This is a genomic window from Actinomadura sp. NPDC048021 (assembly GCF_040653135.1).
GTDB lineage: Bacteria > Actinomycetota > Actinomycetes > Streptosporangiales > Streptosporangiaceae > Spirillospora > Spirillospora verrucosospora.
The window spans coordinates 80,577-95,044 of record NZ_JBEZJQ010000029.1; the positions used below are offsets into that span (position 1 = coordinate 80,577).

At 70.4% G+C, this 14,468-nt stretch carries 10 protein-coding genes; 3 read left to right on the forward strand and 7 right to left on the reverse strand.

Annotation, left to right across the window (positions count from 1 at the left end; genetic code table 11):
- Positions 1 to 50 precede the first annotated feature (50 nt).
- The 3 genes from AB0C87_RS35390 to AB0C87_RS35400 form a co-directional block, all read right to left on the reverse strand.
- Positions 51 to 2,867, reverse strand: a complete 2,817-nt coding sequence (locus AB0C87_RS35390; RefSeq protein WP_345183129.1) for a vitamin B12-dependent ribonucleotide reductase — start codon at positions 2,865 to 2,867, stop codon at positions 51 to 53.
- Between the two features lie 118 nt (positions 2,868 to 2,985).
- Positions 2,986 to 3,459 carry a transcriptional regulator NrdR gene (nrdR, locus tag AB0C87_RS35395; RefSeq protein WP_141583086.1) on the reverse strand — a complete coding sequence of 158 codons (474 nt, stop codon included), beginning with the start codon at positions 3,457 to 3,459 and terminating at the stop codon, positions 2,986 to 2,988.
- Between the two features lie 607 nt (positions 3,460 to 4,066).
- Positions 4,067 to 4,402, reverse strand: a complete 336-nt coding sequence (locus AB0C87_RS35400; RefSeq protein ID WP_360581400.1) for a LysM domain-containing protein — start codon at positions 4,400 to 4,402, stop codon at positions 4,067 to 4,069.
- A gap of 176 nt (positions 4,403 to 4,578) precedes the next feature.
- On the opposite strand from AB0C87_RS35400, the gene lexA reads away from it, so the two are divergent.
- Entirely contained in the window at positions 4,579 to 5,265 is a 687-nt protein-coding gene (gene lexA, locus AB0C87_RS35405; protein WP_353832695.1) for a transcriptional repressor LexA, read from the forward strand.
- 1,047 nt (positions 5,266 to 6,312) lie between these two features.
- Here the strand turns inward: lexA and leuS are convergent.
- Positions 6,313 to 8,775, reverse strand: a complete 2,463-nt coding sequence (gene leuS / locus AB0C87_RS35410; protein ID WP_353832704.1) for a leucine--tRNA ligase — start codon at positions 8,773 to 8,775, stop codon at positions 6,313 to 6,315.
- 228 nt (positions 8,776 to 9,003) lie between these two features.
- Positions 9,004 to 9,618: a hypothetical protein gene (locus tag AB0C87_RS35415; protein ID WP_360581401.1), complete on the reverse strand. Its 615-nt coding sequence runs from the start codon at positions 9,616 to 9,618 to the stop codon at positions 9,004 to 9,006.
- Between the two features lie 291 nt (positions 9,619 to 9,909).
- On the opposite strand from AB0C87_RS35415, the gene AB0C87_RS35420 reads away from it, so the two are divergent.
- A complete protein-coding gene (locus tag AB0C87_RS35420; RefSeq protein ID WP_353832693.1) occupies positions 9,910 to 11,454 on the forward strand; it encodes an AMP-binding protein in 1,545 nt (514 codons plus the stop codon).
- A 21-nt stretch (positions 11,455 to 11,475) separates the two neighbouring features.
- On the opposite strand, the gene AB0C87_RS35425 is transcribed toward AB0C87_RS35420, so the two are convergent.
- A complete protein-coding gene (locus tag AB0C87_RS35425) occupies positions 11,476 to 12,318 on the reverse strand; it encodes a helix-turn-helix domain-containing protein (protein WP_353832692.1) in 843 nt (280 codons plus the stop codon).
- 114 nt (positions 12,319 to 12,432) lie between these two features.
- On the opposite strand from AB0C87_RS35425, the gene AB0C87_RS35430 reads away from it, so the two are divergent.
- On the forward strand, positions 12,433 to 13,164 hold the full coding sequence (locus AB0C87_RS35430) for an SDR family oxidoreductase (RefSeq protein WP_360581402.1): 732 nt from the start codon (positions 12,433 to 12,435) through the stop codon (positions 13,162 to 13,164).
- Between the two features lie 6 nt (positions 13,165 to 13,170).
- On the opposite strand, the gene AB0C87_RS35435 is transcribed toward AB0C87_RS35430, so the two are convergent.
- Positions 13,171 to 14,418: a cytochrome P450 gene (locus AB0C87_RS35435; protein ID WP_345183146.1), complete on the reverse strand. Its 1,248-nt coding sequence runs from the start codon at positions 14,416 to 14,418 to the stop codon at positions 13,171 to 13,173.
- Between the last annotated feature and the right edge of the window lie 50 nt (positions 14,419 to 14,468).

Genomic DNA, 14,468 nt, shown 5'->3' on the forward strand with positions numbered 1-14,468 from the left:
ACCGGCTCATCGCCGATACCCCGCTCTGACCAGGCACTACACAGCCGAGATCAGCTGCAGCCGCTGGTGGAGCCGCAGCCCTCGCAGACGTAGCAGCTGCCCGCCGGGCGCATCTTGGTGCCGCAGGTGAGGCAGAGCGGCGCGTCGGCCGTGCGGCCCTGGCGGCTCTCGATGACCTCCATGGACGAGCGCGCCTCGCCGCCCGCGGCCGGGGCGGGCGCCGCCGGCCGGGCGATCTCGGCGGACTGCGCCAGGGACTCGCGGTCGACCTCCTCCTCGACGTGCAGGGCGGCGGGGTCCTCGCCGTTGGCCTGCATCGCGCGCTCCTCGGCGGTGAAGATGCCGAGGCCGGCGCGCTCCTCGTACGGGAGGTGGTCCAGCGCCAGGCGGCGGAAGATGTAGTCCATCACCGAGGTCGCCATGCGGATGTCCGGGTCGTCGGTCATGCCCGCCGGCTCGAACCGCATGTTGGTGAACTTCTCCACCCACGTCTCCAGCGGGACGCCGTACTGGAGGCTGATGGAGATCGCCATGGAGAAGGCGTCCATCACGCCGGCGAGCGTGGAACCCTGCTTGCCGAGCTTGAGGAAGACCTCGCCGACGCCGTCGTCCGGGTAGGACGAAGCGGTCATGTAGCCCTCGGCGCCCGCCACGGAGAAGCGGGTCACGGTCGCGGGACGCTGCTTCGGCAGGCGCCGGCGGACCGGACGTGGCGCCGTCTCGGCGGGCGCCGCCGCCTTCGGCTCCTCCTTCTTGCCCGCGACGGACAGCGGCTGGCCGACCTTGCAGTTGTCGCGGTAGATCGCCAGGGCCTTCAGGCCGAGCCGCCAGCCCTCGAAGTACACCTTCTCGATGTCCTCGATGGTGGCCTGCTCCGGCATGTTGACGGTCTTGGAGATCGCGCCGGACAGGAACGGCTGGACGGCCGCCATCATCCGGACGTGCCCCATCGGGCTGATCGCCCGCTCGCCCATCGCGCAGTCGAACACCTCGTAGTGCTCGGGGCGCAGCCCGGGCGCGTCCACGACGTGGCCGTGCTCGGAGATGTACTCGACGATCGCCTCGATCTGCTCCTGCTGGTAGCCGAGCTGCTTCAGGGCGCGCGGCACCGTGTGGTTGACGATCTGCATGGACCCGCCGCCGACGAGCTTCTTGAACTTCATCAGCGCGAGGTCCGGCTCGATGCCGGTGGTGTCGCAGTCCATCATCAGGCCGATCGTCCCGGTGGGGGCGAGCAGGCTGGCCTGGGCGTTGCGGTAGCCGTTCTTCTCGCCGGCCTTCAGACAGTCGGTCCACTGCTTGGCCGCGGCGGCGTGGATCGCCTTGCCCATCGCGTCCAGCGTGCGGACGTCGTCGTTGGCGGCGGCGTGCTTGCGCATGACGCGCTTGTGGCCCTCGGCGTTGCGCGCGTAGCCCGCGTACGGCCCGACGACGCCCGCGATCTCGGCCGAGCGCCGGTAGGCGACGCCCGTCATCAGCGACGTGATCGCCGCCGCGAGGGAACGTCCGCCCTCGGAGTCGTAGGCGTGCCCGGTCGCCATCAGCAGCGCGCCCAGGTTGGCGTAGCCGATGCCGAGCTGCCGGTAGTCGCGGGTCGTCTGCGCGATCTTCTCCGTCGGGAAGTCGGCGAACGTGATGGAGATGTCCATCGCCGTGATGATCAGCTCGGTGAGCTTGACGAACCTGGCGACGTCGAAGGCGTCCTCGGGGGTGAGGAACTTGAGCAGGTTGATGCTCGCGAGGTTGCAGGACGAGTTGTCCAGGCTCATGTACTCCGAGCAGGGGTTGGACGCGGTGATCCGCCCGGTCTCGGGGTTGGTGTGCCAGTCGTTGATCGTGTCGTCGTACTGGATGCCCGGGTCGGCGCACTCCCACGCCGCCTTGGCCATCAGCCGGAACAGCTCCTTGGCCTTGATCGTCTCGACGACCTCGCCGGTCATCCGGGCGCGCAGCGCGAACTCGCCGTCCGACTCCACGGCGTGCATGAACTCGTCCGACACCCGGACGGAGTTGTTGGCGTTCTGGTACTGGACGCTGCCGATGTCCTTGCCGCCGAGGTCCATGTCGAACCCGGCGTCCCGCAGCGCGCGAATCTTGTCCTCCTCGCGCGCCTTGGTCTCGATGAACTCCCCGATGTCGGGGTGGTCGACGTCCAGCACGACCATCTTGGCGGCGCGGCGGGTCGCACCGCCCGACTTGATCGTCCCGGCGGACGCGTCGGCGCCGCGCATGAACGACACCGGGCCGCTGGCCGTCCCGCCCGAGGACAGCAGCTCCCGGCTGGAGCGGATGCGGGACAGGTTCAGGCCGGCGCCCGAGCCGCCCTTGAAGATCACGCCCTCTTCCTTGTACCAGTCCAGGATCGACTCCATCGTGTCGTCCACGGACAGGATGAAGCACGCCGAGACCTGCTGCGGGGACTTGGTGCCGACGTTGAACCACACGGGGGAGTTGAAGCTGAACATCTGGTGGACCAGCGCGTACTTCAGCTCGTGGTCGAAGATCTCGGCGTCCTCGTCGGAGGCGAAGTAGCCCTCCTTGAGGCCCGTGTCCACGTACATCCGGACGACGCGGTCGACGAGCTGCTTCAGGCTCCACTCCCGCTGCGGCGTGCCGACCGCCCCGCGGAAGTACTTCGACGTGACGATGTTGACGGCGTTCAGCGACCAGAAGTCGGGGAACTCGACGCCGCGCTGCTCGAAGTTCACCGAGCCGTCGCGCCAGTTGGTCATGACGACGTCACGACGCTCCCAGCGCATCTCGTCGTACGGGTGCACGCCGGGCGTGGTGAAGATGCGCTCGATCTTCAGCCCTTTGCGGCCCCCCTTGCCGCGCCGCGCCGTCGAGCCGCTCACCGTCTCCGTCATGACCTTCCCCCTCTCGGACCCTCCCGCCGGGCCCTGTCCAGGAACAACCACGCCGCCGCGCGAACGATGCCCGCGCGGAGACGCCTTTACTTGTGCTGATGTGTTTCCGGAACCGTCCCTAACGGGACGGGCCGGGCTCCCCCGAGGAACCGGCCTTCCGCAGTGCTTCGATCTCCTTGGCGAAGTCGTCCAGCGACTCGAAGCTCCGGTAGACCGAGGCGAATCGCAGATAGGCGACCTCGTCGAGTTCGCCGAGCGGCCCCAGGATCGCGAGGCCGATCTCGTGCGAGGGGATTTCCGCGGATCCGGACGACCTGATCGCCTCTTCGACCCGCTGTCCCAACTTCGCGAGCGCATCCTCGTCGACCGGGCGGCCCTGGCAGGCCCTGCGCACCCCGGCGATGATCTTTTCCCGGGAGAACGGCTCGGTGACCCCGCTGCGCTTGGCCACCATCACGAGCACATTCTCCTGCGTCGTGAATCGCTTGCCGCATTCCGAGCACGACCGGCGGCGCCTAATGGCGCCGCCGTCATCGGTCGAACGGCTGTCGATGACTTTGGTGTCAGGGTTGCGACAGAACGGGCAGTGCACGTCCAATCCCTCCCCTGTCGTAAACGAGTTACACCGATGGTAGCGCCATATATAGGGAACTACATCGATGTGACTACTAGATGTTGTGGTCAACCGTAGGGCTCGCCGGACTGCTTCGCAACCTGCTCCCGCGTCCCCTCCGTCACATCCGCCGCGTCCGCGCAGGTCATCTCCGAGACCCGGATTTTCCGTCCGGGCGTGTCGTCACACACCGCCTCCGGCAGGCCCCTCCCGGTAACCCCCATCACGGCAAAGTCCCAGCAAGAGGCCCCTCTCCCCCACCCGCCGCCTCCAGCAAGGCCCACCGCCGACAGGCGTCGCCCCCACCACTCACACGCACGCCCCACCGCCTCTTGCCGCTACGGGCGCGACCCGCCACCCCCACCCCAAGAACAAGGCCCACCCAGGCCGCCATGCCGCACCCGGCGCCCCCTATCGATCGCGACGAGACCCGCGTGACATCCAGAACGGCGGACGACGCGGCGACGGCGCGCATGATCAACAGGAGCCCGGACCGCTCCTGCAGCCGTCGAGCGAGAGGAAGGAACGTTCGACGGGTGTGACGGGTGGCCGCAGCCGTGGTGACCGAGCGTGTCGGGCGCGCCGGTCAACTTGAGGGCAGCCGGAGCTCCTGGCCCGGGTGGACGGTCGCGTCGCCCGCCAAGCCGTTGAGGTCGATTATGCGCTGCACCACGAGGCGAGGATCGCTGCCAGGATCGGCGGCGGAGGCGATGTCCCAAAGGGTCTCGCCGGGCTCGACGACGACCGTTTCAGAGGGACGCGACGGGCCGCCGTGGCTTTCCCGGGAACCGGCGAAGGCGCCCGAGCCCACGTTGAGCCAGAGCAGGATGAGCGTGACGGTGGCGGCGAAGGCGACCAGGACGGCGCGGCCCCGGCGGGTCAGGCGGATCGGGGGATGGTCACTGCGGGGTGAACCCGGCATCTCTCCCCTCCTCGACTTCGAATGCATTTTCGATCGAACGCCTGTACGATGTTCTACCAGGGGCCCTCCCGAAAAAGCGAGCGCATCTTCGAACAATTGTTTGATCATCGGGCCTGGACGCGATAGCGTTCATGACAAGGAGTGACGGATCCGAGGCGCCCGGGAGGCGACGAGCGATGAGCAAGGTCCGGGAGCTGCCCGACGGGCCGATGGACGAGACGGGCCTGACCCAGCGACAGCGCATGGTGCTGGAGGTGATCCGTGATTCGGTCCAGCGCCGCGGGTACCCGCCGTCGATGCGCGAGATCGGCGAGGCCGTGGGGCTGACCAGCACCTCCAGCGTGTCGCACCAGCTCCGGGCGCTGCAGCGCAAGGGTTTCCTGCGGCGCGACCCCAACCGGCCGCGCGCGGTCGAGGTGCGGGTGCCGGGCACGACGCCGGTGCGCACGCACGAGGAGACCTACGAGCCGGCCTCGGGGCAGCCCGCGCCCGCCTACGTGCCGCTCGTCGGCCGCATCGCCGCCGGTGGCCCGATCCTCGCCGAGGAGGCCGTCGAGGACGTCTTCACGCTGCCGAAGCAGCTCGTCGGCGAGGGCACCCACTTCCTGCTGAAGGTCACCGGCGACTCGATGATCGACGCCGCGATCGCGGACGGTGACTGGGTGGTCGTGCGGCAGCAGCCGGTGGCCGAGCAGGGCGACATCGTGGCCGCCATGATCGACGGCGAGGCCACGGTCAAGACGTTCAAGCGCCGCGACGACGGCCACATCTGGCTGATGCCCCAGAACCCCGCCTACGAGCCGATCCCCGGCGACGAGGCCTCGGTGCTCGGCCGGGTCGTGGCGGTCCTCCGCAAGATGTGACGCCGGCCCTCAGCGGCCGCCGGACCACCTCCGGCGGCCGCCCACGCACGCCCAGCTCCCCCGCCCCCAGCCGCAGTCACCAACGCCAAGACGGCCCCCCTGGCACCACCCCAGGGCGCAACGAGCGCTCTACCCCATGCCGCACGTGTGCCCCCGCCCAGCGCCCCACCCGGCAAGCGCCATCTATGCCCGCACTCGCCTGGCGCGCAACCTCAATGGCACACGCCCCGGCACAAGGCACACCCCGAGGCGTCGCATCACCCCGCCGGGCCCACCACCTCCGGCAGCGCACCCAACCCAATCCACGCATCACCCCCAAGCAGCGCACCCCCCGCATAGCGCCCAGCTGTGACGCACAACCCGCATGGCGCACCACCCCAGGTGGCACATGACCCGGCAAAGGGCAGGGGCCGAGGCGGCGCATTACCAGCCGACACACCACCTCAGGCAAGGCACCCAGCCAAGCGGCACATGGCCCTCAGTCGGCGCACTACTCGGCATCTCAAGCAGCGCACTACCTGGCTTGACGCACCGTCTCCCATGGCGCACGCCTCCGAGCCGCGCGTGCCCTGGCACAGGACGTGGCCCGATGAAGTGCGCCTCGCATTGCGCGCCACCTCAGGCAGCGCACCCGACCAAAGCAGCGCATCACCCTCAAGCGGCGCACCACCCGCAACGCCCCAACTCTGACGCACAACCCGTATGGCACCCACCCTGAGCAGCCAAGACCGGCAAAGGCCCGGTCCGAGGGAGCGCATTACCCCAGCGGGCACACCACCTCATGCGAGGCGCCCGGCCAGGCGCACAGCGACCTCAATCGGTGGCTGCACGACCCGCATGGCGCTGGAGGCGGGCTGGCTGGGTGGCGCGCCTGGTTCGGGTGGCGCCTCGCTTGCTAGCTCGTGCCAAGGGGCATTGGAGCCTGTCTCTGGCGCATGAGCCGCAGGGGGCACGATCGGTGGCTTGGTTGGACGTGGCGGCGCGCCGGCCGGACACTGCTTGGGGCAGGGTGCAGTGTCCGGGCGGCGTGCTCGTGTCGGGTCGGGGTCAGCGTTTGGGGACGATGTTGACGATCTTGGGGGCGCGGACGATGATCTTGGCGATGTCGGCGCCGGCCAGGGCGTCCTGGACCTTGGGCGAGGCCAGGGCGCGGCGCTCCAGTTCCTCCTCGGCGATGCCGGGCGGGACGTCCAGGCGGTCGCGGACCTTACCGGCGACCTGCACGACGCAGGTGACCGACTCCTCCACCAGCAGGGCGGGGTCGGCGGACGGCCAGCCCGCGCGGACCACCGGCGCGGTGCGGCCCAGCAGCTCCCACGTCTCGTCGGCGGTGTAGGGGGCGAACAGCGACAGCAGGACCGCGATCGTCTCAGCGGCCTCGCGGACGGCCGGGTCGGCGGCGCCGGGGCCGGAGTCGACGGCCCTGCGGGTCGCGGTGACCAGCTCCATGATCCGCGCGATGGCGACGTTGAACCGCTGCGTCTCGACCAGCGTGGTGACCTCGTCGACCGTGCGGGCCGTGGCGCGGCGCAGTGTCGTGTCGCCGGAGGTGACGTCGACGCCGGGCTCGGAGGAGACCTCGGTGGCGATGCGGTGCACGCGGGACAGGAACTTCGACATGCCGTGCGGGGACACGTCGGCCCAGTCGATGTCGTCCTCGGGCGGGCCGGAGAACAGGATCGCCAGCCGGACGACGTCCACCCCGAACTCGCCGATCTGCTCGCCCAGGTCGACGCCGTTGCCCAGCGACTTCGACATCGCCTTGCCCTGGTTGATCACCTGGCCCTGGTTCAGCAGCCGGGTGAAGGGCTCGGTGAAGTCGACCATGCCCATGTCGTGCAGGACCTTGGTGAAGAACCGGCTGTACAGCAGGTGCAGGATGGCGTGCTCGACGCCTCCCGTGTACTGGTCGACCGGCATCCACTTGCGGACCTGCTCGACGTCGAACGGGCCGCCCTCGTAGCCGGGCGAGCAGTAGCGGAAGTAGTACCAGGACGAGTCGACGAACGTGTCCATGGTGTCGGTGTCGCGGGTGGCGGCGCCGCCGCACTTGGGGCACTCGGTGTTCACCCAGTCGGACGCGGCGGCCAGGGGCGAGGTGCCCTTGGGGGCCAGGTCGGCGCCGCGCAGGCCCTCGGGCAGGGTCACGGGCAGCTGGTCGTCGGGGACGGGGACCTCGCCGCACGCCTCGCAGTGCACGATCGGGATCGGGCAGCCCCAGAACCGCTGCCGGGAGACCAGCCAGTCGCGCAGCCGGAAGTTCACCGACGCGCGGCCGGTGCCGCGCTCCTCCAGGATCGCGGTGATGCGGGCGATGCCGTCGCCCTTGGTCAGCCCGTCGATGGGGCCGGAGTTGACGATCGCGCCGTCGCCGGGGGTGGCGACGCCGGTCTCGGCGGGGTCGGCCAGGCCGGTCTCGACGACGACGCGGACGGGCAGGCCGAACTTCAGCGCGAAGTCCAGGTCGCGCTGGTCGTGGGCCGGGACGGCCATGATCGCGCCGTGCCCGTACTCGGCCAGGACGTAGTCGGACGCCCAGACGGGCAGCCGCTCGCCGTTGACCGGGTTGACCGCGTAGCGGCCCAGGAACACGCCGGTCTTCTCGCGCTCGGTGGACAGCCGCTCGATCTCGCTCTCGCGGGAGACCTCGTCGCGGTAGGCCTCGAACGCGGCGCGGTGGTCGGGGTGGCAGATCTCCTCGGCCAGCGCGGCGTCGGCGGCCACGACCATGAAGGTGGCGCCGTACAGGGTGTCGGGGCGGGTGGTGTAGACGGTGACGGGCTCGTCGCGCCCCTCGATCACGAAGTCGACGTCGGCGCCGGTGGAGCGGCCGATCCAGTTGCGCTGCATCAGCAGGACGCGCTCGGGCCACTTGCCCTCCAGCTGCGCCATGTCGTCCAGCAGCCGGTCCGCGTACTCGGTGATCTTGAAGTACCACTGGGTCAGCACGCGCTTCTCGACCAGCGCGCCGCAGCGCTCGCAGTGCCCGCCGACGACCTGCTCGTTGGCCAGGACGGTCTGGTCCTTCGGGCACCAGTTGACGTGGCCGCCCTTGCGGTAGGCCAGGCCCCGCTCGTAGAAGCGCAGGAACAGCCACTGCGTCCACTTGTAGTACTCGGGGTCGGAGGTGTGCAGGCGCCGCGTCCAGTCGAAGGACGGGGCGTAGCGGCGGAAGGAGGCCGCCTGCGTCTCGATGTTGGCGTAGGTCCACTCGGCGGGGTGCGAGTCGCGCTTGATGGCGGCGTTCTCGGCGGGCAGGCCGAAGGAGTCCCAGCCGATCGGGTGCAGGACGTTGAAGCCGCGCTGGAACCAGTAGCGCGCGACGACGTCGCCGATGGCGAACGCCTCCGCGTGGCCCATGTGCAGGTCGCCGCTGGGGTAGGGGAACATGTCCAGGGCGTAGCGGCGCTCCTCGGCGGGGCCCTCCTCGTCCGCCTTGAACGGGTCGAGCTCCTCCCAGCGGGCCTGCCACTTGTCCTGGACCGCCCGTGGGTCGTACCCGTCGTTCAGGGGGGACGCCCCCCCTGCACCCCCCGGCGTTGCGCGGTGGGGAACGTCGCTGCTCACGCTTCTGACTCCGGTTCCTGCTGCTGGGTCGTGGCCGTCCGCCGACATGAAACGGCCCCTCGCGCAGGAGGGGCCACCACGCTGACGTCAGTGCGTCAACGCGGTCCTTCGAGGAGCAGCCTGGCTGGCATACCTCAAGAGTAGCGCAACCGCAACCCCGCCCGCCGCGACTTAGTGCCCCGACTCCTGGCGGGCCATGGACACGACGCCGGTCACCTGCACGCGGGTCAGCTCCAGGTCGGCGCCCACGGCGGACAGCGTCTCCTCCTCGGAGACGGTCAGCGGGCCGTCGACCAGCGCGATCTCGGCGGCGGCGCGCAGGATGCTCTCCCGCGCCTCGGGGGCGAGGGCGGAGGCGGCGCGCCCCATCTCGACGCGGACCTCGTCGAAGGGGCGGCCGAGGTCGGCGTTCAGGGCGGACTCGTCGAACCCGGGCTCGCCGGCCTGGCGGACGACGGCGACCGCGCGGGAGCGGGCGGCCGCGTTGGTGTAGTCGCCGGAGCGCAGGACCTGGGCGATCGCCATGCGCAGCAGCATCGCGGGCATCTGCGCGAGCTGCGCGGTCGTCGGCACGTCGAGCACGGCGGGGTTCCAGCGGCCGTGGCAGGTGTCGCACTCGACGAACTCGCCGCCGGCCTTCGTCAGCGGGATGACCGGGATGAAGAACAGCGTGAAGAAGTTGCGCCCCTGCCTGCGGCGGTACTCGCGGTCGCCGCCGCATCCGGGGCAGTGGAAGGTTCCCCTGGTCAGGGTGAAGAACACCACGCGCCAGCCGAAGATGATCAAGATCGCGCACCCTTTCTCGCTGCAGCGGCACATGCTAGCGCCGCGGGGTGACGGGCATCCGGCGCGGGCCCGGCGTCCGTCCGAACCGTCCGGATCCGGTCACAGAGCCGGGAACCCGACGAAGACGGCCCCTCATCCTGCCCGCGGAGGCGCCGTCACGACAACGAAAACGCCACGTCAAGGCCTGCGAACGATGGCGCCGGACGCGTCCCGTGCAGCAGGATGTGCGGAACGGTTTCATACACTCGCCGGTAACTAACCGGCCGGTCACCTTTCCGCGCGAGGAGTGCCATGCTCAACCTGTCCGTGCTGCTGGAGGACGCCGCCCGGGAGACGCCCGACCGCGACGCCGTCGTGTTCGGCGACCTCCGGCTCTCCTACTCCTTCCTCGACCAGGTCGCGAACCAGGTCGCGAACCTGCTGCGCGAGCGCGGCGTCGGGCCGGGCGACAAGGTGGCGCTGTCCAGCCCGAACCTCCCCTACTTCCCGATGGTGTACTTCGGGGCGCTCAAGGCGGGGGCGGTGGTCGTCCCGCTGAACGTGCTGCTCAAGCCGCGGGAGATCGCCTACCACCTCGGCGACTCCGGCGCCAAGGCGTTCTTCTGCTTCGAGGGCACGCCGGAGCTGCCGCTCGGCGAGATGGGGCGCGCCGGGTTCGAGCAGGCGGAGGGGTGCGAGCACCTCTTCCTGCTGCCCGCCGACCCGTCCGCCGCCGAGTCCCCGGTGGAGGGGGCCGAGCTGTTCTGGGCCGCGCTCGCGGGGAAGCCGGGCACCTTCGAGACGGCGCGGACCGGGCCGGACGACACCGCCGTGATCATCTACACCAGCGGGACGACCGGGCAGCCGAAGGGCGCCGAGCTCACGCACAGCAACCTCCTCATGAACGCCATGGTGGACGACACGCTCTTCTACCGGACGCTGCACGACACGTCGCTGGTCACGCTGCCGCTGTTCCACATCTTCGGGCAGACGTGCGTGATGAACGTCGGCCTCTACCGGCGCGCGACGCTCGTGATGCAGGCGAGGTTCGACGCCCGGCAGGCCGTCGAGCTGATGGTCAAGGAGAAGGTGAACATCTTCGCGGGCGTCCCGACGATGTACTGGGGCCTGCTGACCGACGAGACCTCCGACGAGGAGATCGCGGCGATCCGGGAGAACCTGCGCGTCGCGGTCTCGGGCGGGTCGGCGCTGCCGATGGAGGTCCTCAAGGGGATCAAGACCAAGTTCGGCGTGGACGTCCTGGAGGGCTACGGCCTGTCGGAGACGTCGCCGGTGGCCTCGTTCAACCGCCCGGACCGCCCGACCAAGCCCGGCTCGATCGGCCTGCCCGTGTGGGGCGTGGAGATGAAGCTGATCGACGACGACTGGAAGGAGATCGAGGGCGAGGGGCCCGGTGAGATCGCCATCCGGGGGCACAACATCATGAAGGGCTACCACGGGCGGCCCGAGGCGACCGAGGCCTCCGTCAGGGACGGCTGGTTCCGCACCGGCGACGTGGCCCGCCGCGACGAGGACGGCTACTACTACATCATCGACCGCTCCAAGGACATGATCATCAGGGGCGGGTACAACGTGTACCCGCGGGAGCTGGAAGAGGTCCTGATGACCCACCCGGAGGTCTCGCTGGCCGCGGTGGTGGGCGTCGCGCACCCCTCGCACGGCGAGGAGGTCAAGGCGTACGTGATCCGCACGCCCGGCGCGACCGTCACCGAGGACGAGCTGGTCGCGTGGGGCAGGGAGCAGTTCGCCAACTACAAGTACCCGCGGATCGTCGAGTTCCGCGACGAGCTGCCGATGACCGCCACCGGCAAGATCCTCAAGCGCGAGCTGCGCTGACCGCGCGCGGGCCCCGGGGCCTCAGCGGACGCTGAGGTCCTGGGTCCCGACGACGCGCAGCAGTTTCATCGCCTCGTGCGAGGGCGTGCCCGGAGTGGTCGTGTAGAGGACGACCCGCTGGTCGCGTTCCGGCACGTAGAGGACGTCGCAGTGCATGTCCAGCTCGCCGACGACGGGATGCGTCATGCGCTTGCGGCTGCCGCGCCTGATCTCGACCTCGCCCTCGTCCCAGAGCCGGGCGAACAGCGCGCTGCGGCCGGCGACCTCGGCGACGAGCCCGGCGATGCCGGCGTCGCCCGGATACCGGCCGAACGCCGCCCGCAGGTCGGCCACCAGCCCGCGGGCGAACCGCGTCAGGTACTCGTCGGCGCCGTACCGCTCGATGTCGGAGCCGGTGAACAGCCAGCGGACGACGTTGCGGTCACCGGGCGCCATCGCGGCGATCTCGGTCATGAGCGCCGCCGCGAGCGGGTTCCAGGCGATGATGTCCTGCCGGGCGCTCAGCACGTAGGCGGGCGTGTCGTCCAGCCGTTCGAGCAGGTGCACGATCCCCGGCGGGACGTCCCGCGAAGGGCCGCTCGGCGGTTCCGGCGCCTCGCCGGCGAGGCCGTAGAGGTAGGCGCGCTCATCGTCGGTCAGCCTCAGCGCGCGCGCCAGCGCACCGAGGATCTGCCTGGACGGGCGAGGCCCGCGTCCCTGCTCCAGCCGGATGTAGTAGTCCACCGACATGCCCGCCAGTCGCGCGACCTCTTCCCGGCGCAGACCGGGGGTCCGGCGGCGCGTCCCTCCCGGGAGCCCGACGTCGGCGGGCTGGATGCGGGCCCGCCGGGAACGCAGGAACGCCGCCGTCTCTTGTCTGTCCATGGCCTCCAGCATGTCCGATACTCCGGAGCGGCCGCCGGGCCGAGGGTGGTACGGCCGATCCCAGCTTCGGCCGGTCTCTCCTCAGCCCGGACGCCGCCGGTGAACCTGGACGGCATGACGACACAGATCGCACTCATCACCGGAGCCAACAAGGGCATCGGCTTCGAGACGGCCCGCCTCCTCGGCCGCGGCGGCGTCACCGTCCTGCTCGGGGCGCGGTCGGCCGAGCGCGGCGAGCCGGCCGCCGCCGCGCTCGCCGCCGAGGGGATCGACGCCCGTTTCGTCCGGCTGGACGTCACCGACGACGACACCGTCGAGGCCGCCGCCAAGGGGATCGACGCCGAGTTCGGCCGACTCGACATCCTGGTCAACAACGCCGGGATCACCACGACGGGGGCCACCGGCTTCCCGCCGAGCCGGACGGCGCCGGACCTGGTCCGGACCGCGTTCGAGACCAACGTGTTCGGCGTCGTCGCGGTCACCAACGCGATGCTCCCGCTGCTGCGCCGCTCCCCCGCCGGGCGGATCGTCAACGTCTCCAGCGAACTCGGCTCGCTGACGTTGCACGGCGACCCGTCCAGCCCGGTGCACGGCGTCAACCTGCTGCCGTACAACGCGTCCAAGTCGGCGCTGAACGCCGTCACCGTCGCCTACGCCAAGGAGCTGGCCGGCACCTCGGTCACGGTGAACGCCACCACGCCCGGGTACTGCGCGACGGATCTCAACGACCACGCCGGGCACCGGACGCCGGAGCAGGGAGCGTCCGTGATCGCCGGGGTGGCCCTCCTCGGCGACGGCGGCCCGACGGGCGCGTTCCTCGCCGAGGACGGCCCCCTGCCCTGGTAGCCGGGCTCAGATCGTGTAGGGCAGGCGCTTGATCCCGTTGATGAAGTTGGACTCCAGGCGGTCGGGGTCGCCGGAGGCGCGGAGGGCGGGCGTGCGGCGCAGCAGCTCGCGGAACATCACGGTGATCTCGCGCCTGGCCAGGTGCGCGCCGAGGCAGAAGTGCGGCCCGGGCCCGCCGAACCCGACGTGCGGGTTCGGGTCGCGCAGGATGTCGAACCGGTCCGGGTCGGTGAAGACCGACTCGTCCCGGTTGGCCGACCAGTAGTAGAGGACGAGCTTGTCGCCCTCCTTGATCTCGTGCTCGTTCAGCACGGTGTCGCGGGTCGCGGTCCTGCGCATCCAGATGACCGGCGAGACGTACCGGACGATCTCCTCGACCGCGCCGGGCATGCGGCCGTCGAAGTCCTCGGTGAGCAGGGCCCGCTGGTCGGGGTTGCGGGTGAACAGGTCGAGGCCGTGGGCGATCGCGTTGCGGGTGGTCTCGTTGCCGGCGACGACCAGCAGGATGAAGAACGACCCGAGCTCCTGGTCGGTGAGCGACTCGCCGTCGAGGTTGGCGTTCACCAGGGCGGAGGTGAGGTCGTCGGTGGGGTTCGCGCGGCGCTGCCGCCCGAGGTCCTCGACCAGGCCGCGCAGCGTCTCGCCGGCGCCGAGCAGCGCCATCGCCATCTGCTCCGGCTCCGCCGTCGGGATGAACTCGGGGTCGTTGCCCGCGAGGATGACGTTCGTGGCGTCCAGGACGGTCCTGTACTGCTCCTCGGCGATGCCCATCATGTCGCAGATGATCTTCAGGGGGAGCCGGGCGGCGACGTCGGCGACGAAGTCGCCCGTCCCGCCGCCCGCCGCCACGTTCTCGACGATCTGGCCCGCGACCGCCTCGACCCGGTCCTCGAACCGCTGGATCATGCGCGGCGAGAACGCCCGGGACACGATCCGCCTGATCTTGGCGTGCCGGGGGTCGTCCATGCTGATCATCGAGCCGAAGTACTCGTGCATGTCGCCCGGCATGTCCGGGATGCTGATGGCGCCCCTGCCGGAGCAGAAGTCCTGCGGGCGGCGGGACGCCTCGACGACGTCGGCGTGCCGGGTCAGCGCGTAGTAGCCGGGGCCCTGGGGGGCGATGACGATGTCCGGCTCCTCGTAGCGGATGAGGCCGGCGTGCCAGCGCAGCGCCTTGAAGGCCTCGTGCCGGTAGTCGTGCGGCCGCCGCCAGAAATCCCAGTCGGTCAGGTTGATGTCGTCGACCTTGAGCACGCGCCCACCACCTCGTCATGTCCGAACCCGATTCGGTTTACATGCACCCT